The following is a 21879-nucleotide window of genomic DNA, read 5'->3' on the forward strand; positions in this document are numbered from 1 at the left end:
TTTCAGACAGATATGTTATCATTGTCGCACAACTTGAAAAAGAAATTGCAACGAAAAGAATATTCTTGGTAAGATAGTTAAAATACGTTGAATAAGGAGATCGAGAGATGGAGAAACAACATTTGATTGACATCGCCGCAAAGAAAAAGAAAGCGGCCGTCGTCTTTAAAGACGTCGCAGTGATTGACGTGTACAGTCGTGAAACGATTCGTACAGACGTCGCCATCGACGGGGGATATATCGTGGCTATTGGGAGTGGGTACGATGGAGAGGTCGAGTATCACGACCCGACCTGGACGCTTGCGCCGTCCTTTATCGATTCTCACGTCCATATCGAGTCATCGATGGTTCCACCACACGAGTTTGCGAAAGCGGTCTTGCCACTTGGCGTCACGACCGTGATTGCCGATCCGCATGAGATTGCGAATGTGAACGGGGCGCTCGGGATTGAATACATGTTAGCGGATGCGAAAGGACTCCCACTCGATGTCCGGATGATGCTCCCGAGTTGCGTACCAGCGACACCGTTTGAACATGCAGGTGCCAAACTATATGCCGAAGATTTGGCACCGTTTTTAGGAGATCCAGGTGTGCATGGACTAGGCGAGGTCATGGATTATCCATCGGTCGAAGCCGGAAGCGAAGATATGCTTCAAAAGATTGCTCAGACGGAACAAGCAGGCAAAGTCGTGGATGGTCATGCTTCAGGTCTCAACCCTGATCAACTGAATGTATATCGTTCAGCAGGAATCATGACGGACCACGAATGTACGACTGCCGAAGAGGCGATTGAACGGGTGCGTCGTGGATTTTATGTTCAGATTCGAGAAGGGTCGGTCGCAAGAAACGTGGAGAAGGTGAGTTTAGCCGTCACGGAAAGCAATGCCCATCGTTTCCTCTTCTGTACAGACGATAAGCATTTGGATGACCTGGTCGCGGAAGGTGGGATCGACTACAACATCCGCACCGCCATCAAGCAAGGAGTCAAGCCGGAAACGGCCTATGCCATCGCAAGTCTACATGCAGCAGAGGCTTATGGATTGAAAGAAGTCGGGGCAATCGCACCTGGTAAGAAAGCGAACTTCGTTATCTTGTCAGACGTCGAATCGGTAAAAATTGAGCAAGTATATGTGAATGGTACGCTCGTTGCTGAGAAGGGGAATGCGACATTTGAGTCTGAAGGAATCGAAGTGCCGAAACCGATGAAAGGTGAACTGGCGTTACCTGAATTGACGACGGATTCGTTCCGACTTGCGCCGAGTGCAGAAGAGGTTGATGTCATTCAAGTGCTTCCGAATAGCTTGTTGACGAAACGACAACGACTTTCATTTCAACCAGATGCCTCGGGGGCGGACTTGTCACAAGATATCGCTACGCTCGCTGTCATCGAACGCCATCACGGGACAGGTCACATGGCCCTTGCCCCGGTGACAGGATTTGGCTTGAAGCGAGGTGCGCTTGCAGCCACGGTGGCCCATGACAGTCACAACTTGGTGATTGCTGGGGTCAGCCCGGAAGATATGTTGCTCGCGGCGAGAACGCTTGAGAAGGTAGGCGGTGGTGTTGTTGCTGTATCGGAAGGAGAAGTCCTTGCCGTCCTCCCACTTGAAATCGGTGGATTGATGACGAAACGACCATACCGTGAAGTGGCAGAGATATTAGAACAGCTGAACGATGCGTTAGATGTCGTAGGAGCCCATCGTCATTTCAACCCTTACTTGACGATGTCCTTCCTCGCCTTACCGGTCATTCCAGATTTGAAATTGACCGACATGGGGTTGTTCGATGTGACCACCTTCTCATTTATCAACGATTGACTCGGTCTAACGTATGATTTTTGTTAAGAACCATCGATAACAATTGAATGCTTGACTAGAAGTTGGTATATTTACGACAAGTTTCATCGGGTCAACATTGAAAGGGGGGATATTACAGATGGAACAAGTTGCTTACAATCGGTCGTATGATGAACATGAGGAATTGATCAATTCTGTATATCGTGCTTTCAAGGACCGATGCGAAGAACTACCGGAAGAAACACAAACGAAACGTCGTTTACGACGACTGATTTTCTCTACGATTAAAGAACAGACGAAGTCTCACGCTGACCGGTTCGTGTTATATCACTTCTTCAACGACTTCTTTAAAGCGGTAGAAACGAATGACCAAGAAGCACTCGCTGTTTTGAAGCGAATCATTCGTGATGAAAAAAACTATTGATATGTGACGTCAACTTGTGATAATTTAGACGTAACTTTAAATGAATATTCGTGCTATCGATGAGGTAGAGGTGCGATGCTGATGAGTAAGTAGTCGGAGGATGACAACGATGAGGACTACAAAAAGGCAGGATCGCCGAAGTGCAACACCATGTCCGTGGGGTTGTGCTGGGCTGACGGGAAATACCCGTCGGACTGCCATACATATTTACGTATGGAGCGCTCCAAGTCGGCTAAGAAAGACGGAACATCCAGCGAGGGTGTCGGCTTTGTTGCCGATGCCCTCGCTTTGCGTTTTTTTAAGCATAGGGGGGCCTCATCCTAATCAAAAAAGGAGGAATTCAGTATGGTAGATTATTCAACTTCGGTACTCTCGCTCGTACCGGCATTACTTGCAATCATTATGGCAATCACAACAAGAAAGGTCATCCCATCACTTGGTGTCGGGATTATCGCAGGAGTCCTTCTCTTGCACAGTTTCAACCCAATCGACTCCATTCAATATTTATGGTCGAACATCATCGCCTTATTCTGGTCAGATGGAGCCATTAACGAATGGAACGTCTTGTTGATTGCGTTCTTGCTCTTACTCGGGATTTTATCATCCATCATTCAGACGTCAGGTGGTGCACGCGCATTCGGTGAATGGGCTGCGGCGAACGTAAAAACGGCACGTGGTGCCCGTCTCGTCTCATTCGGACTCGGAATTTTGATTTTCATCGACGACTACTTCAATAGCTTAGCGGTCGGGAATATCAGCCGTCCGCTCACGGACCGCAAAAATATCTCACGTGCGAAATTGGCATACATGATTGACTCGACGGCAGCCCCTGTCTGTGTCATCAGCCCACTTTCGAGCTGGGGTGCATATATCATCGCCATCATCGCAGGTATTTTGACGAAGTATTCGATTGACAGCTACTCGTCATTCTCTGCATTCATTCAAATCATTCCAATGAACTTCTATGCGGTCTTTGCCCTCTTGTTGACAGCCTATGTCGCATTTACTGGACTCGCGATCGGACCGATGCGCACGCACGAGCTTCGTGCCCTTCAAGGTGAATTGTATGATTCAGCTAAAGGTAAACCAATGGGAATGAGCGAAGACTTGCATGAGCATGAAGGTGGAAAAGTCCGTGACTTGATCGTGCCAATCATCGCCCTCATCATTGCGACGGTATCGGCAATGCTCTATACAGGTGGTCAAGCCCTGGCGGCTGATGGTCAAGACTTTACGCTCATCGGTGCATTCGAATCGACAGACGTGACACGTTCACTCGTGGCCGGTGTCGTCATCAGTTTGATTGTGGCATTCTTACTTCTCATCGGACGTAAAATTCCTGCACGTGACTACGGTAAAGCAGCATGGGAAGGTGTGCGCGCTATGTGGCCGGCAGTCTTGATTCTCTTGTTTGCCTGGACGATCATTGCAGTCATCAGTGATATGAAGACTGGTGAATACTTGGCAAGCTTCGTGACAGATACGATTTCGGCTTCGTACTTGCCACTTCTCCTCTTCTTGATTGCTGGAATCATGGCATTCTCGACAGGGACGAGCTGGGGAACATTTGGTTTAATGCTTCCGATCGGTGCGGATTTGATCATGGCGGTTGAACCAGAGCTTCTCCTTGCATCACTTGCCGCTGTATTGGCCGGTGCTGTATTCGGAGACCACTGTTCACCAATCTCGGATACAACGATCCTCAGCTCAACTGGAGCGGGTTCACATCATATCGATCACGTAGTGACACAATTGCCATACGCGCTCCTCTCAGCAATTGTCTCAGCAATCGGATACTTGGTGCTCGGTATTACAGCATCGATTTGGATTGGCTTCTTCGCGGCATTGATTTCGTTTGTTGTCTTTGTTGGCATTGCACAAGTGATTTCAAAACGTGGGAAAGTACCTGCTGAACTTCGCGCGAAGCGTGAGGCGTGATAGATGAAAATGACTTCCATCGATTTGATGGAAGTCATTTTTTGTATATGGCTTTCTGTGAACGTACAAGATAATCGAGTAGCATCCCAAATATGAACCAGAAAGCGATTGTCAGGGCATAAAGCGTCCATTTCGGTAGTACGGTCGGATGAATGACGTGCGAAGAAAACCAAGGTGTCTCGAGCAACCAAAATGGAGGTGAAGTCAAAAACAATAAGATGTTCTTGTCATCGAATCTGGAAACATTCATGATACAGATGGTGACAGCTAATAGGGTGAACCACAGTGTCCAACTCTTCATTAGATAGAAGCTCCTTTCACTACAGAGAAACCTCCTTGATCCATGGTGGAATCAAGGAGGTTGGTTACACACATTATTTCACGTCAAGCCACTTGAAGCTTGCATCGGCACCGAACGGGTGACGGTACATGTTTTCGATATTCGAACGCTCTAAGTATGCTTCACCTTTTTGGTAAATCGGAGCAATCGCGAAGTCTTCTTCGAGAAGGATGCGTTCAGCTTCTTGCATGGATTCCCAACGCTTCATCTGATCTGCTTCTTTCTTCGCTGATTGAATCAACTGATCATACTCGTCATTTGAGTAAGCCATACGGTTAAATGGTCCGTCTGTGATCCACATGTCGAGGTATGTCATTGGATCTTGGTAGTCAGGGCCCCAACCGGCTGCAGAAACATCGTATTCACCTTTACTTTCAAGGTCAAGGAAGTTTTTGAACGGTTGTTGCTTAATGTTGAGTGTCAAACCAGGTAAGTTCTTCTCAAGTTCGCCTTTGATGAACTCGTTTACTTTCTTGAACGCTTCCTCATCACGTGAGAGGAACTCAAGTTCGACCGTCTCAACGCCAAGTTCTTGAAGTCCTTTTTCCCAAGCGGCTTTTGCTTCATCTACGTTGTAGCTGAGGAGATCCGGGTATTTCTCGCGGAAGTCAGCCCCGTCTTCTGTGAATGTGAAATCTTTCGCTACGATAAAGTTCGCTGGTTCTGAACCGTCCGTTAGAATGATGTCTGTCACACTCTGCTTATCAAAGCCTTTTGCAAGTGCTTCACGGATATTGACGTTTTGAAGAGCTTCATTCTTTTGGTTGAAACGAAGGAAGTTGATTCGAGCGTCGGCACGTGTTTTGAACTCATCGCTGTCTTCAAATTGTGGAACGAACTCAGATGAAAGGAGTGTGTAATCCGCTTCTCCTGATTCGAACAAGTTGACTCCCGTCGAGACGTCTTTTACGACTTTGACGTTGATCGTGTCCATCTTGACGTTTTCAGCGTCCCAATACTCAGGGTTTTTCTTATAAACCCAACCAGCGTTGTCTTGCCACTCACTCAAGACGTAAGGACCATTATAGAGTGTTTTGTCGACTGTCGTCGCGAACTCTTCGCCCTGTTCTTCAACGAACTCTTGTTTTTGTGGCATATACGTTGGGAAACCAGTCAATCCTAAGAAGTATGGCGCTGGCGCTTCCAATTGAACTTCAAGTGTCTTCTCATCGACTGCTTTCGCACCGAGATCGTCGAGTGACATTTCGCCTGCAAGGATTTTATTCGCATTTTTCAAATCTTGGAGAATATACGCATACTCGGCACCCGTTTCAGGGTTAAGTGCACGTTTCCAAGAATACACAAAGTCCTCAGCTGTGATTGGTGAACCATCTGACCAGTTTGCGTCACGTAATTTGAACGTGTATGTAAGACCGTCTTCAGACACTTCGACATCTTCGGCAATCCCCGGTGTCGGTTGGTTATTTTCGTCTAAACGATATAACCCTTCGAACACGTTGTTCGTGACGATAATAGATGTCGAGTCCGTTGTGAGTGTTGGATCAAGCTGAGGTAAGTCCGTCGCTGATACCATCGTGATTTCTTTTTTTGCATCGCTCGAAGATGAGCCGTCCGAGCTAGATGAGTCATCCCCTGTACTACAAGCTGCCGTCGCCAATAATGCGACCCCCGATAAAGCTAGCCATTTTTTGTTACGCATCATACAACCTCCCGAAAATTCTGATAATTTAGAATATGTTGTAATTAAACTACATCTGACATGAATATGCAATGGAATTTTTCAAATTATTCGAAAATATAAACTTATTTAGAATGACTATTCATCAATCCTTTCAGGAAGTAGAATAGAAAAATCAACGAATGATTATACAATATCTTTGTATAGTTATTCGGAAAGATTGAGTATGGTGGAGGCGTTAATTTGAAACAACATTCAGCCGGAATCGGCTTTTTCGGTCTTGCGGCGATGGTCGTCGGGACAATGATTGGTGGAGGGGCCTTTAATCTACCCGGTGCGATGGCGCAGGGAGCAGGGGTTGGTCCTGTTTTAATTGGATGGGGGATTACGGGTGTCGGCATGATCATGCTTGCCTTTGTCTTTCAATTTTTAGCGAACACGCGCCCGGAGCTAGAGGGTGGAATTTATGCCTATGCCCGGGAAGGGTTCGGGAAGTTTGTCGGATTCAACAGCGGATGGGGATACTGGATGTCAGCTTGGATTGGCACAGTGGCGAACATCACGTTGATTTTTAGCACATTGGCATATTTTTTCCCTGTTTTTTCTGCGGAACATCGACTGTTCCGTTTGCTCATGAGTGTCGTCCTGATTTGGGGCTTGTTTTGGCTCATCTCACGTGGGATGCGTGAGGCGGCACTTTTAAATATCGTCACAACGATTGCGAAACTCGTTCCGATTTTCTTGTTCATCGTGTTTATTTTATTCGCGTTTCAAATCGATACGTTCCAAGTCGACTTTTGGGGTGAAACAGGATTTGTCTGGGCGAATGTGTTTCCACAAGTGAAGTCGACGATGCTCGTCACACTCTGGGCGTTCGTCGGGATTGAAGGCGCGGTCGTCTTATCCTCGCGCGCACGTCATAAAAAAGATGTCGGTCGAGCGACGGTGATTGGTCTGATCGGTACGTTATTGATTTACATGATGATTTCTATCTTCTCGTTTGGTGTCATGACTCAGGAGCAACTCGCGGCGTTACCTGAACCGTCGATGGCGTATGTGTTAGAAGCGGTTGTCGGTCCGTTTGGGGCAACGTTGATTAACATCGGACTACTTGTCTCGTTGACAGGTGCATTACTCGGATGGACGATTTTAGCGACTGAAATTTCTTATGTGGCGAGTCGAGACGGGGTGTTTCCGAAAGTGTTCAATCGTTTGAATACAAACAGTACACCAGTGAACGCCTTGTTCATTACTCAAGGGTTCACTCAAGTCGTCACGGCTATTGCATTGTTTTCGGAACAAACATATCTCGTCCTTTCAAGCATTGCAGGGATCGCGGCGCTCGTCCCTTATTTATTCTCGGCACTCTACGGTTGGATGGAGGCGAAACGGAAGACGTCGTTACAGATGATGACCGTTTCCGGCATTGCGTCGTTATACGCCGCCTGGTTACTTTATGCTTCTGGGTTAGAGTACGTCTTGATTGCGATGATTCTATACGCACCGGGCATCTTTGTCTTTCTTTTGGCAGAACGGGAACAAGGACGACCATTCTTGACCCGTACCCAGTCGATGATTGCTTTGATTATTTTATTGTGTGCGACCTATGGTATTTATGGGCTTTGGACCGCTACGATCGCCCTATAAAAAACTCACCGACGCCTCAAGCGTTCGGTGAGTTTTTTGATGACCGGAGTAATTGTTCGATCGCACTTGGCGAGGCAGGTCTTGCATAAAGATAGCCCTGGAAGGAATCGCAATCCGTCGACTTTAAGTGTGCCAACATTTCTTCATCTTCGACTCCCTCCGCGACGACGTGGAGATTTAAGCTCTTCCCGAGATGCACGATGACATCGAGGAGATGCGATTTGGACGTCATCCAATCGTCGAGAAAGACTTTATCGATTTTAAGCTCGTCGACAGGGAAGGACTTCAAATACTGTAAGGACGAGAAGCCAGTTCCGAAATCATCAATCGACAGTCGATAGTTCAAGCGCTTGATTTGTTCCATACGTTCGATAATCTCATCGGTCTGTTGCATGACGAGACTCTCTGTAATCTCTAAAATGACGTCGGACGGGTCAAGTTGAAGTTGCTGTTTGATGTTTCGCAACGTATTCAAGAAACTGTCGCTTCGGAACTGGTTTGGTGAAATGTTGATTGCCATGGAGAGAGGTTGGTCGAATTCGGCTTTCCAAGCTTTCAGCTGTTTCGTCGCTTCTAAGATGACCCAGTTGTTTATCGGAACAATCAGCGCCATCTCTTCAGCGAGCGGGATGAACTCAGAGGGCGGGATTTGTCCGAGTTCTTCATGATGCCAACGAAGAAGTGCCTCAAACCCGATGAGGCGATCGGTGGCGAGTTCGTATTTTGGCTGATACTCAAGATAAAAATGCTTTTCTTCAAGGGCTCGGTACATCGCCTTTTCAATATGGATTTGTCTCGAGAAGGCGGCATCCATATCCTTTGTCACGAACTGAATCGTTCCAACCCCAATCTGTTTTCCTTTGAAAAGGGCACTTTCAGCACGCGTGTACAGTTCCTCGAGCGAACTTGTGGAGGACGGATAAAATACGCATCCGACGGAAATCGATACCATAATCGAATGGTGGTAAATTCGAAACGGTCGCTGCAGCTCGTGTTGCAAATGACGTAGCACTTGAAACACTTCTTCTTTTGATTGCTCGAAGAACATGACTCCGAACAGTCCGCCCATTGGATGGAACAAGAGAGAAGATTCTGGAATGAGATGCAGGGCGCGTTCTTTGATTTGAATGAGGAGTTCGTTCCCGACACGAGATCCGAACGACTCGTTGATGATTTTGAAACGGTCGATATCAAACAAGGCGATATGAAGGAGACCTTCTCGCTCATCGATTTGTTGAAGAATCGAGTCATAGCGACGTAAAAAACCTTTTTTATTGTAAAGTCCGGTCAATTCATTTTGGTAGGCGAGAAGCTCAACTTCTTTTTCAAGACGCTTCTTTTCAGATACATCAAAACCAAATGCCGTATACTGAATGACTTCATTTTTTTCACTGACAATCGGTACGACGGTCAAGTTGAGCCAACACGCATCTTGCTCATGCTGTTTACAGGAAATCGGCATCTCACCATTCCAAATTCGATTGGTCGCCAATGATTTTAAGACGTTACGCGAAATGCCGTCTTGGTCGCTTGGATCATGGATGAGCTCGAACCATTCACGTCCAATCAGCTGTTGTTCGGTTATATCAAGCAATCGGCACAACGATGGATTGATATCGACGATCTCCCCTTTTGCATTCGTCGCTAAGTAATGTGTGGACTGTTTAATCATTTCTTGAAAATGATGCAATAAGTTGAATTGCTCTGTACTAATGAGGGGACCAAATCCTTTCGGAAGAAAGGCTAAGAAATAGCCGTACACGTCTTCGAGCGAAAAGGACTGCAAGTATGCGGTCGCATAGATGACGGAGCCGTCCTTATGTTGGAACGGCGTCATTGCCGTTGTTGAAAATGGATATTGCAAGAGGAGTGGTGTCCACGTCTCAAGTGCTTGATCAAGCTGCTGGACGACCGGCAACGGTTGATGGAGGACTTCTTGACGTTCCCAGCCGAACAACACTTCGGCATGACTATTCCACAATAGGACCGTACCATCTTGAGAAATATAACAACATGGAACAGATAAAGCATCGATGAACTGATCTACCGACAAATCACGCAATGAAGCCACATCATTTCCTCCAATCTGTCATGCTAAATGCATATTCTAATGTCAGTGTACCTGATTTTGCCAATTCAAGGAATGCTTAAGTTCGTCATTGTCAAAAGAAAGAGGGACATCATATACTGAAAGGGTAAGATAGTTTTGAATAAGGGGGAAGTAATATGTCAAAAACACATGATGTTATTGAGATGACAGAGAAGTTCGGGGCACACAACTATCATCCACTACCGATTGTCATTTCGGAAGCGAAAGGGATTTGGGTAACGGATCCTGAGGGGAATCGCTACATGGATATGTTGAGTGCATACTCTGCTGTCAACCAGGGACACTGCCATCCGAAAATCATCCAAGCATTGAAAGATCAGGCGGATAAGATCACGTTGACGTCACGCGCCTTTTACAACGATCAACTCGGACGTTTTTACGACAAAGTGGTAACGCTTACAAAAAAAGAGATGGTGTTACCGATGAACACTGGTGCGGAAGCAGTCGAGACGGCTGTGAAAACGGCACGTCGGTGGGCATACGATGTGAAAGGTATTCCGGGGGAAGCTGAAATTATCGTCTGTACGGGGAACTTCCACGGACGCACGATGGCCGCTGTGTCGATGTCGACAGAAGCGGAATATCAGCGTGGATTCGGGCCGCTCTTACCAGGCTTCAAAGTCGTCCCGTATGGTGACATCGATGCGTTCGAAGCGGCAATCACAGAGAATACGGCAGCGTTTATCGTAGAGCCGATTCAAGGTGAGGCAGGAATCATCATTCCACCGGCTGGCTATTTGAAGCGCGCATCTGAACTCTGTAAAGAGCATAACGTCCTCTTCGTCGCAGATGAGATTCAATCGGGACTTGGACGTTCTGGTAAATGGTTTGCCATCGATTGGGAAGAGGTCACACCGGATATGTATATCCTCGGAAAAGCACTCGGAGGCGGTGTCTTCCCGATTTCGTGTGTTGCGGCTGATAAGGAGATTCTCTCGGTCTTTAACCCGGGATCACACGGTTCAACGTTTGGTGGAAACCCACTCGCTTCCGCTGTTTCTGTCGCGGCACTTGAAGTATTGGAAGAAGAGAATCTTCCAGAGCGTTCGCTTGAACTCGGGACGTACTTCATGGATCGCTTGAAATCGATTGATAATCCAATGATTCGAGACGTTCGCGGACGTGGATTATTTATTGGCATCGAATTGACAGAGTCAGCACGTCCTTACTGCGAAGCACTTAAAGAGCGGGGCCTTCTCTGTAAAGAAACACATGAAACCGTGATTCGATTGGCACCACCTCTCGTCATCACAAAAGAAGAATTAGATCAAGCGTTTGAAGCGATTGAAGCCGTTTTGGCTCCTGCAGCTATTTCGTAAATGAAGACAGCTTGATATAATCGTCTTAGCTCAATCGACACCTGCGTTGCAGGTGTCTTTTTCGTGGAGGAGGAATTCAATGCTGTACGTATACGTCGGACTAGCAGGGGCGATTGGTGCGACGGCGCGCTATGGACTTGGTTTGATGGTTGGTTCATTTGGATCGAGCATGTTTCCCATCGCAACGTTTCTGACCAATCTCATCGGTAGTTTTCTATTGGGATGGTTGACGCACACATTTCTTCAAAAAGGCAATGCCTCACCTCAACTCGTTACAATCATCGGCACCGGTATGATCGGCTCCTTTACCACGTTCTCGACGTTTAGTGTCGAAACGATACGACTGCTAGAAGAAGGTCATGTATGGATTGCCATGACGTACGTCTTCTTGAGTATCATACTCGGCCTATGGAGCTCATGGCTCGGTTACCGCGTTGGTTCGAGACGGAAAGAAGGGGTGAACTAATATGACATTCATATGGATTGTGGCTGGCGCTTTCTTAGGTGCGATTACGCGTTTTGCCATTGGACAATTCATGAAACGGTGGTCGGATTCATCATTCCCGTGGGCGACTCTGTTCGTCAATGTTTCAGGTTCGTTTGGTCTCGGTTATTTATATGCCCATACCCATCATCCGTCGCTTATTCTTTTTTTAGGAGTCGGATTCTTCGGTTCGTTCACAACATTCTCGACGCTAAAACTTGAACTGATGCGTTTTGCGACGAAAGATTGGATTCGATTTGGCCTCTATCTGCTTGCGACTTATATGTTCGGATTAGTGGCTGCATATGTCGGATGGTCACTCTAAAACAACACCCCTTCGATTGAGAAGGGGTGTTGTTTTATTCTGCGAGTTGAAGTTTTTCAGTGCATGAAGCGCAAGTCGTTTCGTATGACTCACACTGTTCGTCCATATGCTGTCCGCATTCCTGACATGTTTTGTCCGGTAATTTTTGATAAAACTCGACAGATGATTCGAGACGGCTTGCCCATTCGTTCATAATAAAATGTCCTCCTTTAGAGAGTTTCACAGTATTGGTTGTTGAGTTGATTGTATTATAACAGTGTGTAATTAGTCAACCATAATATATAACAGATATATTCAGTATTTTTTGTTACACTATACACATCAAAAGACGAGGTGAAGAAAATGAAAGTGCCACAGTGTGAAACAATCGGGATTCAATCTGAGGACGTCCCTACGCTACAATCGGCCTTGGCGCAACTAGACGCACCGCGTGTCAGTCGATTGTTTAAGGCATTCGCTGACCCGACCCGTCTAAAGGTGCTATACGTCTTGACGCTTGAACATGAACTGTGTGTTTGTGATGTGGCAGCCATCATTGGTCATTCGAATGCGACTGCATCCCATCATTTGCGGACGTTACTTGAACAAGGGCTAGTGAAATACCGTAAACAAGGAAAAGTCGTCTATTATTCATTAGACGATGACCATGTCAGACAGCTTGTTGAAATTGCCTTGGCACATAGTGAAGAACAAAAAGACGTTTGAGTCTAATGACCGATCCTTTTAAGGGTCGGTCATTTTTGCCTATTGTCACGTCTGTCGTTTCGCGATACGATATATTCAAATGAACGTTTGAATGTCAGGGGGATATGATGAAAAATCGAGAGGTACTACCTGTATCCGGGATCACTTGTACAAACTGTGCGGCTAAAATTGAACGTGATGTAGCAAAACGTGAAGAAGTCGCCTCTTGCCAAATTGATTTTGCGACAAGTCGAATGGTGATTGAATGGATTGACGCTTCAGAGCGAGATCGGATGCTCAAATCAATCGAACAGACGATGATGCGGATTGAGCCGGGGGCGAAGTTTGTCAAACAAGAAGACGATCAAACCGAAGGACGAGATTGGACGCTTTGGAGGTTTATCGCGGCCGCCATTATTTTTTCGATTGCCGCTTGGACAGATTCGATTCCAGGATTTATTGTAGCTTACGGACTTGCCGGCTACGATGTCGTATATGGCGCAATTCGAAACGTATGGCATCGGGAATGGTTCGATGAGAAATTCTTGATGACCATTGCGACCGTTGGGGCCTTTGCGATTTCAGAATATCCGGAAGCTGTAGCGGTTATGTTGTTTTATCAGCTTGGAGAATACGTGCAAGGACGTGCGGTACGAGCTTCCCGGAAATCCATTCAGTCCTTGTTAAGTATGAAGCCGACACGAGCACGTGTACTTGAGGCGGACCGGGAAATTGAACAATCGCCAGAAGACGTTTCAATCGGGTCGCATCTCGTTATTCGTTCAGGAGAATTGGTTCCGATGGACGGATTTGTCGTGAGTGGGGCGAGCTCTCTTGATACGGCATCATTGACAGGTGAATCGGTTCCACGACAAGTGAGTGTGGGAGAGGAAGTCTTGGCAGGAATGGTCAATATAGAAGGACGACTCATCGTAGAAACGACAAAGATCGCGTCTGAGTCGAGTCTTCAAAAAATGATTGCGCTCGTCGAAGAGGCGAATGGAAAGAAAGCCAAAACGGAGCAGATGATCACGCGTCTGGCAAAGATTTATACGCCTTTCGTCGTGGTCATGGCCGCACTTGTCGCATTTATTCCTCCGCTATTTGTAGGGAATTTAGACGAATGGATTTATCGCGCCTTGATTTTCCTTGTCATTAGTTGCCCATGTGCACTAGTGATTTCGATTCCGTTAGGCTATTTCGGTGGAATCGGTTCGGGTTCGAAACAAGGAATTCTTGTGAAAGGTGGAGAGTACCTCGATACATTGACCGAAGTGGATACCGTCGTCTTCGACAAGACAGGGACGTTGACGACAGGACGATTTGAGGTGACGGACGTTGTGACGGCAGCAGGTGTCGACGTTGATGAGCTGTTACATCTTGCTGCCCGTGTCGAACGAGCGTCTAATCATCCGCTTGCGCAAGCGATCGTCCAACGCGCTGGAGAGGTTCAAGCGTTTGAATCGATTCAAGAGGAACCTGGATACGGACTCTATGCGCGTGACGGTGAGAATCATGTGTACGTCGGAAGTGCTCGTTACATGGAACGACTGGGTCAGACGATTGACGATTCATCCTATGGTACGAGTGTTCACGTGATGAAGAATAATCGGTGGTTGGGCCGGATTGAGTTGATGGATACGGTGAAATCAGATGCGTTCAGTACCATTGAAAACCTGAAGAAAGCAGGACTCCGGACGGTCATGTTATCTGGAGATCGCCGCGATGTTGCGACAAGGATCGGTGAACAGCTTGGGATGACTGAAGTGCGAGGTGAATTGCTTCCACATGAAAAAGTAGAAGCGATTGAGCAATTGACCCTCTCCCACAAGGTCGCGTTCGTCGGGGATGGAATGAATGATGCGGCTGCTTTGGCCCGGGCAGATGTCGGGCTCGTCATGGGTGGGGTCGGAAGTGATACCGCGGTCACAGCGGCAGACGTCGTCTTGATGCATGATGCGCCGACGGATGTCATTCGAGCCATCGAACTAGGGAAGCGAACGAAACGAGTCGTCTGGCAAAATATCTTCTTTGCTTTCGGAGTAAAGGCACTTGTTATGCTGTTCGGACTATTCGGAATCGCTACAATGTGGGAAGCCGTGTTCGCAGATGTCGGAGTGGCGTTATTAGCCATTGCGAATGCGACACGATTACTTCGCACGACTACATGAAAGAAGTGTCTCAAGTGGAATCTTGAGACACTTCTTTTTTATTCGATCGTTTCATGTTGCGGTTTGATTCGCAACAATAAAAACGTGAGGATGACAACGACAGTAAAGAGTAAAAAAATGATGGTAAAGAGTATTTGTGTTAAGAAGGATACTTGATTCTCTGCCGCAATCAATTCTTTATGGACGTCTTTGTATTGCATTTGTTTGAGGGATCGTAAGTCTTCTAAAATCGTTTGACGTTGCTCCGTCATCGTTTCCGCAACAGCCGTTGCTTTTACTAAGTCGCCTTCTTCATAGATGACGAGCACGCGATCGGCTTCTTTTTCCCAAATGGCATCTCGATCAAGCAAATCGAGAACCGAACTCGGGGTATCCGGATCAGTGATGACAGACTGTTTTAATTCTCGGGCTTGTTGAGACATGCTGTAGTACATCTCTAAAAAGTGGCGGTCTTCATAAGCAAGTAGACCACGGATGGCATTGGCGCGCTCGACATTATAATACATAATATCTTCAATCGCTTCATAAGAGTCGAGTTGTTCACCTTGTATGATTTCTAAGCGTTCGTTTGTTTCTTTCAATTGAAAAATGAATATCCCGATAATTGAAATCGATAAAATGGACAGACTGATCCAAAGTAAAATCCACTTTCGTTGCGACATCATATCCCTCCTTCCTTCTACATCGTACATGATTTTGTGTGAAACAGCAGAAAATATTTTTTTGAAAAAGGAAAAATCGGGGAAATGTATAATCAAGTAATGTAGTGTCTCTTTACCGAAGGGAACAATTAGATGCATAAGGAGAGTCAATATGTCAGAGAACTCATCGTTACACAAGCTGTATCAGGTGTTAGAAGACAAGCGTACAGATCTTACTTATGAGATTCCAAGCCTTTGGAATCGCATGCGTTTCACTTCCGAACCGGTCCGTAACGGGGTCGAACGAGTCAATCCGTATGACTTTTTAAAAGAAACGATTGAAAAAACGATTTTCCCGTATGCGACAGAGAATCGGGATTATCGTACGTCCATCGCGCTTGCGGATAGGCATTTACAAACTGGTGGCGATTGGATTAAACGAGCTTCAGTCTATTCCATGCAAGTACGGACCTCGACTTCTTGGGATCATGACGGATCGGGTTACGTGGAGATGGAGAACACGTTTGGAATGAAAGACACAGGTACTTTTGTGAAAACGCTTGCGCTCATTCCGCATCTTCTCTACATGGGAATCGACACCTTATTCCTTTTACCCATTTCGCAACATAGTCATAAAAATAAGAAAGGAGAATTTGGCTCTCCTTATGCCGTTCAAGATTTCTTTGCCATCGATGAAGAGTTGAAAGAGACGTTGACGGGTGACGCGATGACTGTCGAAGAAGAGTTTGCCGCCTTCGTGGAAGCTTGCCATATGGTAGGGATTCGTGTCGTCATCGATGTCATTCCTCGAACATGTGCCCGTGATAACCGATTGATCCTTGAAAATCCAGAATGGTTTTATTGGATTCCATTGACGGAGGTCGATTATTATCATCCGCCATACGTGCCTGGTATCGGAGAAAATGTAAAGCCGGAATTTGCTTTCTTGCCGATGGTGTATAACTCGGAGGACGTTTGGCAGCATTTACGTCGATTCTCCATGGCGCCGAACTTGGTTGACGGTGAAAAGTGGAATCGGGTCCGGGAGTTTTTACTTGAACATCCAGAAGAGAACGTATTGGCGATGATTGAGCAGGAGTTCGGGCTGACGACAGCGCCGGCTTTCTCAGATTGTATCAACGACCCACAACCCCCGTGGTCAGACGTGACGTATTTCCGTCTCTTCCTTGACCATCCACTTGCATCAGCACCATATGTCAATGATGCAGGAGTGGCGCCGTATATTCTATTTGATTCAATCAAGTCCAATCAATTCCGGGGAAATGAAGTGAACGAGCCGCTCTGGGAGATGCTTGCTGACATCATCCCACACTACCAGCGGGAATATGGGATCGACGGAGCTCGAATCGATATGGGACATGCCCTTCCAGTCGATTTAGCGCAACGGATTTTAGAACAACCTCGTGCCATTGATTCCAATTTCAGCTTTATTGCGGAAGAGTTGATTGAGTCTGGGGCTTGGGCGGCTAAGGACGCAGGCTATAATATGATCATCGGATATGGATTCTATAAAGAACCACGATTCCAAACGCATGAAACCCATCAATTTTTATATGATTCACGTTTTTTGCCTCTTCCAGTGTTCGCCTCAGGTGAAACAGCTGATACAAGGCGTCTTGCTACACGCGATGGAGGTCGACAGGCGAGCCGATTGTTGACGGTATTGAACGGATTTATGCCAAACGGGGTTCCGATGACGAACTCTGGGCTAGAGTTATATGAGACGCAACCGATGAACACCGGGCTAGACTGTCGTCCTGAAGAAGCCTATCAGCTCTTCCCGACGGACCCTTATTTCGGCAAACTTGCATTTTTTGATGCGTATCAATTCCATTGGGATCATCCGGAACGGGATGAGATGATTGAAGTGATGCATCAAGTGGCTGAAATTCGTCGTCGATGGTTAGACGTACTCGTTGACCCGAATCACTTTGAGCCGCTGATCTTAAACGAGCCGTTCGCACCGTTCATTGGATTCGCTTGGTTACGTCCAGAGACGAATGATACGCTACTTGTCGTGGCGAATACGAACATGGTTGACTCGTTGCGAGGAGTCGTCGCGCTTGATGGGGTACGACGTCGAAATTGGAATGCGAGTCGTTTTGCGGAAATGATTTATTCACCATATACATGGCCATATGCCGAGCATTCGTTTGATGAAAATTGGAATCTCCTCGTCGATTTGAAGCCGGGAGAAGTGAAAGTGTATGAGATGAGATGAAAAAACGCCTTGGACCGAAATGCGGTTCAAGGCGTTGTATTTTTCATGTAGTAAATAATAAACTCGTCAAGCGGCATCGGTTTCGCATAACGATAACCTTGCATCGAATCGCATCCGATTTTACGGAGGAAGTTTTCCTGATATTCGGTTTCGACACCTTCGGCAACGAGCGCCATTCCGAGTTGTCGTGCCATGGCGACGATGGTCGTCGTGACCATTTGATATTCACGGTTCTCTTCGAGTTGCATCGTGAACTCTCGAGGAATTTTCAATTCATCGATCGGATATCGTACGAGATAAGCGAGCGAACTGTAACCTGTCCCGAAATCATCAATGGAAAGCTTAATACCGAGTGCTTTTAACTCTAAGATGCGATTTAATACGCGATCCGAGTGATGTGCGGCAACAGTTTCCGTCAATTCAAAATTGAGTCGTGACGGCTCAATCGGGAACCTTTCGAATAGCGTTTTTAGATAGTCAATCAAGTGTTCGTCAAACAGCTGTCGGACGGATAAATTGACCGAAAGTTTCGGTAAGTGAATGTCCCCTTGTTCAAATATGTGGATTAACTGGAATGTCTCATGAATCATCCAGCGGCCTAAATCCTGAATGTGACCCGTTTCTTCGGCAATCGGGATAAATTGGCTAGGTGGTATGAACGTTCCGTTATGTTGCCAACGCATCAATGCTTCCGCACCGATGACGGCTTTCGTCGAGGCGTCGACTTGAGGTTGAAGAAAAAGGGAGATCTCTCCTTTTTCAAGAGCGGTTTCAAGACCTTCCATCAATACTTTCCGTTCCTCTTTGTCCTCGCGTAACTCCGGTTCAAACATGACCGTTTCGTCACGTCCTTTATCCTTCGCACGGTACATGGCCAAGTCGGCATTGGATAGTAAATGTTTTAATTTCTTCCCGTGCTCCGGAAAACGTACGATTCCGATCGAAGCGTGCACTTCGACGAGCGTCCCCGCCATGTAGTATGGTGGGCGATAGACGAGCCGTCGCAATCGTTCCGTCAACATTTCGTCGTCTCCATGTTCCGCGACGACGATAAATTCATCACCACCGAGTCGTCCTGCATATTCGTTCGGTAAGAGTGCGGTACGGAGTCGTTTTCCGATGTGTTGAAGAAGTTCGTCTCCCATATGATGTCCGAATTGGTCGTTAATCTCTTTGAATCCGTCCAAATCGGAGAACATGAGCGTGAACGTACGACCTTCTTCCATTAATCGCTCGATCTGTTCTTGAAGTGCATAGCGATTATGAAGACCGGTCAGACTGTCGAATTTTGCTTGATACAGGATTTGCTCTTGTTGCTCAATCATCTGAGTGATGTCTTTCGCAATCGCATAAATACCCTCAACTTCTCCATCGATAATCATTGGTACGTTGACGAGTTGCCAGACACGTGTCTCGCCTTCGTCCGTCATCACGCGTACGTCGATCGTTCGCGGTCGACCGTTCGTCAATTCTTGAAGAATGATGGTGTAAGGAGCACGGTCTTTCGTTTCGATGATATCGAGAATGTTTGAGCCGAGTAATGTCTCTGTCGTCAGTCCTAGAATCGAACTGCCAGCCTCATTGACCGATAATACTTCACCGTGTAAATCGAATAAGAAAATCGGCTCTGAGTGGTAGGCGAACAGCGAGCGATACTGTTGCTCACGAATCTCCAGTTCATGAGCTTTCGTTGACACGGCAACCTCTAAATCTGTATTCACCGTATGAAGACGATGGCTGATGAGTGCATTCTGCTTCGACACGACAAACTGACGAATGAGTAACAACAGTACGGCATTCGCAATCATCGAGTCGAGCACGGATGAACCGAGCAAGCGATCAGAGGCCAGAATGAACATCATCACGACCACGCTATACAAGACATAATCCATGATCGAATCGTAGGCGAGTGCGTCTTCTGACAAATCATCGACCCAGTAGCTGATGGAGATCGTTAAAATACTACTGATTTGGACGATGTGTATCAAGTCGTGGGTAATGCCCGAAAATACAAATAATGTGTTGGTAATCGAAGCGACTGTGAAACCGAGTATACCGACGAGTAACAAAATCCGGAATTGTTGACCGGTCGAGACGACCCGATTTAAATAAAGGAATCCAAGCATCATGTACAGACTGATGAGTAGCATTTGTTCTTCAAACCCACTCAAATGGGAAACAAGGGTAACGTCTTGCGTGGTATAAAACCAAATATGTAGACCACCAATCACAATAAAACTAAACAAGGCGAACAAATCAAACGTGCGTAGTTTTAATGTACGAATCTCAATCGATTGCGTGATCACAATAAGAGCCATGATTAAATAAAAGAAATTTTGTAGGAAAAGTAACGATTGCGTATAATCATCATTCGTATGATAATGCATCAGCAAATAGAGCGTGAAACATACGTTTCCTAAACTGATCAACGTGTGGATGAAACGCCGCATTCCTTTATATTTAAAGATTGCTGATCCACTAAACAAAATTGCCGTACTTGAGATGACGAGGTAATAAATAAGTAACGTCATATTTCGTAAATCATGTGGAGTTAAAAATAAAAATAAAAGTCCGGTAGAAAAAGTTCCGATCAAAATTGCCGGAACGTATTGGCGCAACGAGTAAACAGACAACTCATGCACCTCCTTCTGTATATGTATGGGGCTCTTATTTATTATCGGAACAGGTGAGCGAAGATTACACAAAAAATCGACAACAATCTATATTGTTGTCGAAAATTTTAGATTTACAGTGTATACGAGTGTTCTTTAAAGTTCCCGACGACCGAATCGATTTCAGATACAGTGACAAATGCCTCAGAATCAATGTCAGATACGATTTGTCGAAGTTTAGGAATTTCATTGTTTTGAACAACAACGTACAGCATTTTTTTCGAGTCGTTCGAATATCCGCCTGTCGCATCCATGATGGTGACACCACGTTTTAAGTTCTGCTTGATGACCAAATTGATTTCATCTGCTTTTTTGCAAATGATGAAACATTGCTTTTGAGCGGAGAAGAACTTATGAATTGTGAGCAACGTGCGTGACCGGACAAAACTTAACACAAGAGCATACATAACGGCTTTAATATCAAAGACGATGAACACCAACACATAGACAATGATGTCCTGTGTCAAAAATATTTTTGGTAACGATAAGTTTCGATTATTCATATAGATCACTTTTCCTAAAATATCGAGTCCGCCAGTAGAGGCTCCTGCGAATAGGAGAAGGGCGAGTCCAAGTCCTGAAACAATCCCGCTAAATACCGAAGCGACAAGCGGATCGTCGAGTGGGGTCGGTGGAATCAGGATGGGCAAGCTATCAATGAGAATCGAGGACAGCACGACGACAATCCCCGTCATCATAATGAAGCGGCGCCCTAAATATTTTAACCCTAAGATGAAAAGCGGGATGTTGAGGACGAGTTGGGTCATCCCGATCGGTGTACCGAAGAGTTCATTCGAAATCAAGGTGATCCCGACAATTCCACCTGAGCCGATTTCATTAGGTTTTAGCAGTAAGCTGACAAAGACAGACTGAAGGATTGTCCCGGCAATGATGAATAGTACCGTTTCGAGGGCAACCCGTTTTCGAGTTTTTGCATACATAGGTAATGGCTAGGCCTTACGCCTCCTTTAAGAAAGTCTTCTGCTAGCGTACTGCTACTCGTGAATCATTTCAAGTCATAATTCGTTATGAAAGCGGTCGATGTCACTTGCTAATTGCTCATGTACATAATCGATGACTTGGGCATCGTCAAATAGACCAAGTGGGACATCGTCAGGAATCGCATCGAACGGTGAAACAAAATACAAAATCGCTGCCACAAGTTCTTCTTGCTTGTCGGGTTGCATGTCGAATTGGTTGTTATATAATGCGCGCAACATGTTCAACATTTGTTTCATCTGAAAGTAGAGAGTAAGTTCTTCCTCACGTTCGATATTGCTGATTTCGTTGGACGCCACATCCACCGTGACTTTTGCGAGCGCACGCTCACCTTGAACGAGCAAGTCACCGAGTTGTTCACGGTCGTGGACGTCTTCTTTCGCCTGTTTTAAAAAATGTGTGTATGTTGTTTTCCAATCTGCCATGTGTATTCCTCCTTCATTCTTCA

Annotated in this window: 18 protein-coding genes and 1 riboswitch; of the genes, 10 read left to right on the top strand and 8 right to left on the bottom strand. The window is 46.1% G+C overall.

Features of this window, described 5'->3' with window-relative positions; translation table 11 throughout:
• The first annotated feature begins 107 nt into the window (after window positions 1–107).
• The 3 genes from ade to KNO66_RS12325 all read left to right on the top strand — a co-directional run bounded on the left by ade (window position 108) and on the right by KNO66_RS12325 (window position 4158).
• A complete protein-coding gene (gene ade / locus KNO66_RS12315) occupies window positions 108–1817 on the top strand; it encodes an adenine deaminase (protein ID WP_214742755.1) in 1710 nt (569 codons plus the stop codon).
• Between the two features lie 118 nt (window positions 1818–1935).
• The gene (locus tag KNO66_RS12320) at window positions 1936–2220 is read left to right on the top strand and encodes a hypothetical protein (RefSeq protein WP_015880753.1); all 285 of its coding nucleotides are present in this window, start codon (window positions 1936–1938) and stop codon (window positions 2218–2220) included.
• Window positions 2221–2277: 57 nt separating this feature from the next.
• Window positions 2278–2452: riboswitch (Lysine riboswitch) on the top strand.
• Between the two features lie 113 nt (window positions 2453–2565).
• Window positions 2566–4158 carry a Na+/H+ antiporter NhaC family protein gene (locus tag KNO66_RS12325; RefSeq protein WP_214742756.1) on the top strand — a complete coding sequence of 531 codons (1593 nt, stop codon included), beginning with the start codon at window positions 2566–2568 and terminating at the stop codon, window positions 4156–4158.
• Between the two features lie 34 nt (window positions 4159–4192).
• On the opposite strand, the gene KNO66_RS12330 is transcribed toward KNO66_RS12325, so the two are convergent.
• Both KNO66_RS12330 and KNO66_RS12335 read right to left on the bottom strand, forming a co-directional pair.
• Entirely contained in the window at window positions 4193–4459 is a 267-nt protein-coding gene (locus KNO66_RS12330; RefSeq protein WP_214742757.1) for a hypothetical protein, read from the bottom strand.
• Window positions 4460–4532: 73 nt separating this feature from the next.
• Window positions 4533–6158: a peptide ABC transporter substrate-binding protein gene (locus KNO66_RS12335; RefSeq protein ID WP_214742758.1), complete on the bottom strand. Its 1626-nt coding sequence runs from the start codon at window positions 6156–6158 to the stop codon at window positions 4533–4535.
• Window positions 6159–6380: 222 nt separating this feature from the next.
• Between KNO66_RS12335 and KNO66_RS12340 the strand changes: the two genes are divergently transcribed.
• On the top strand, window positions 6381–7784 hold the full coding sequence (locus KNO66_RS12340; RefSeq protein WP_214742759.1) for a basic amino acid/polyamine antiporter: 1404 nt from the start codon (window positions 6381–6383) through the stop codon (window positions 7782–7784).
• 16 nt (window positions 7785–7800) lie between these two features.
• Here KNO66_RS12340 and KNO66_RS12345 read toward each other — a convergent pair whose 3' ends face one another.
• Entirely contained in the window at window positions 7801–9855 is a 2055-nt protein-coding gene (locus KNO66_RS12345) for a sensor domain-containing protein (RefSeq protein WP_214742760.1), read from the bottom strand.
• A 155-nt stretch (window positions 9856–10010) separates the two neighbouring features.
• On the opposite strand from KNO66_RS12345, the gene KNO66_RS12350 reads away from it, so the two are divergent.
• The 3 genes from KNO66_RS12350 (at window position 10011) to KNO66_RS12360 (ending at window position 12022) form a co-directional block, all read left to right on the top strand.
• Window positions 10011–11213 (top strand): ornithine--oxo-acid transaminase, encoded by a 1203-nt coding sequence (locus tag KNO66_RS12350; RefSeq protein WP_214742761.1) that lies wholly within the window; start codon window positions 10011–10013, stop codon window positions 11211–11213.
• Window positions 11214–11292: 79 nt separating this feature from the next.
• Window positions 11293–11679 carry a fluoride efflux transporter CrcB gene (crcB, locus tag KNO66_RS12355; protein WP_214742762.1) on the top strand — a complete coding sequence of 129 codons (387 nt, stop codon included), beginning with the start codon at window positions 11293–11295 and terminating at the stop codon, window positions 11677–11679.
• A 1-nt stretch (window position 11680) separates the two neighbouring features.
• The gene (locus KNO66_RS12360; protein WP_251128143.1) at window positions 11681–12022 is read left to right on the top strand and encodes a fluoride efflux transporter FluC; all 342 of its coding nucleotides are present in this window, start codon (window positions 11681–11683) and stop codon (window positions 12020–12022) included.
• A gap of 34 nt (window positions 12023–12056) precedes the next feature.
• Here KNO66_RS12360 and yhfH read toward each other — a convergent pair whose 3' ends face one another.
• Window positions 12057–12215, bottom strand: a complete 159-nt coding sequence (yhfH, locus tag KNO66_RS12365) for a protein YhfH (protein WP_214742763.1) — start codon at window positions 12213–12215, stop codon at window positions 12057–12059.
• A gap of 149 nt (window positions 12216–12364) precedes the next feature.
• Here yhfH and KNO66_RS12370 point away from each other — a divergent pair, with 149 nt between their 5' ends.
• Both KNO66_RS12370 and KNO66_RS12375 read left to right on the top strand, forming a co-directional pair.
• Window positions 12365–12727: an ArsR/SmtB family transcription factor gene (locus KNO66_RS12370; RefSeq protein WP_214742764.1), complete on the top strand. Its 363-nt coding sequence runs from the start codon at window positions 12365–12367 to the stop codon at window positions 12725–12727.
• A 107-nt stretch (window positions 12728–12834) separates the two neighbouring features.
• Window positions 12835–14877 carry a heavy metal translocating P-type ATPase gene (locus tag KNO66_RS12375; protein ID WP_214742765.1) on the top strand — a complete coding sequence of 681 codons (2043 nt, stop codon included), beginning with the start codon at window positions 12835–12837 and terminating at the stop codon, window positions 14875–14877.
• A gap of 38 nt (window positions 14878–14915) precedes the next feature.
• On the opposite strand, the gene KNO66_RS12380 is transcribed toward KNO66_RS12375, so the two are convergent.
• Window positions 14916–15539, bottom strand: a complete 624-nt coding sequence (locus KNO66_RS12380; RefSeq protein ID WP_214742766.1) for a hypothetical protein — start codon at window positions 15537–15539, stop codon at window positions 14916–14918.
• Between the two features lie 151 nt (window positions 15540–15690).
• Between KNO66_RS12380 and KNO66_RS12385 the strand changes: the two genes are divergently transcribed.
• Complete coding sequence (locus KNO66_RS12385) at window positions 15691–17760, top strand: alpha-amylase family protein (protein WP_214742767.1); 2070 nt, start codon at window positions 15691–15693, stop codon at window positions 17758–17760.
• 26 nt (window positions 17761–17786) lie between these two features.
• On the opposite strand, the gene KNO66_RS12390 is transcribed toward KNO66_RS12385, so the two are convergent.
• The 3 genes from KNO66_RS12390 to KNO66_RS12400 form a co-directional block, all read right to left on the bottom strand.
• Window positions 17787–20393, bottom strand: a complete 2607-nt coding sequence (locus tag KNO66_RS12390; RefSeq protein ID WP_214742768.1) for a putative bifunctional diguanylate cyclase/phosphodiesterase — start codon at window positions 20391–20393, stop codon at window positions 17787–17789.
• Between the two features lie 113 nt (window positions 20394–20506).
• Window positions 20507–21373, bottom strand: a complete 867-nt coding sequence (locus KNO66_RS12395; protein WP_214742769.1) for a YitT family protein — start codon at window positions 21371–21373, stop codon at window positions 20507–20509.
• 75 nt (window positions 21374–21448) lie between these two features.
• On the bottom strand, window positions 21449–21856 hold the full coding sequence (locus tag KNO66_RS12400) for a YkvA family protein (protein WP_214742770.1): 408 nt from the start codon (window positions 21854–21856) through the stop codon (window positions 21449–21451).
• Window positions 21857–21879 lie beyond the last annotated feature (23 nt).

Origin of the sequence: Exiguobacterium sp. s48 (assembly GCF_018617395.1) — a bacterium.
Taxonomy (GTDB): Bacteria; Bacillota; Bacilli; order Exiguobacteriales; family Exiguobacteriaceae; genus Exiguobacterium.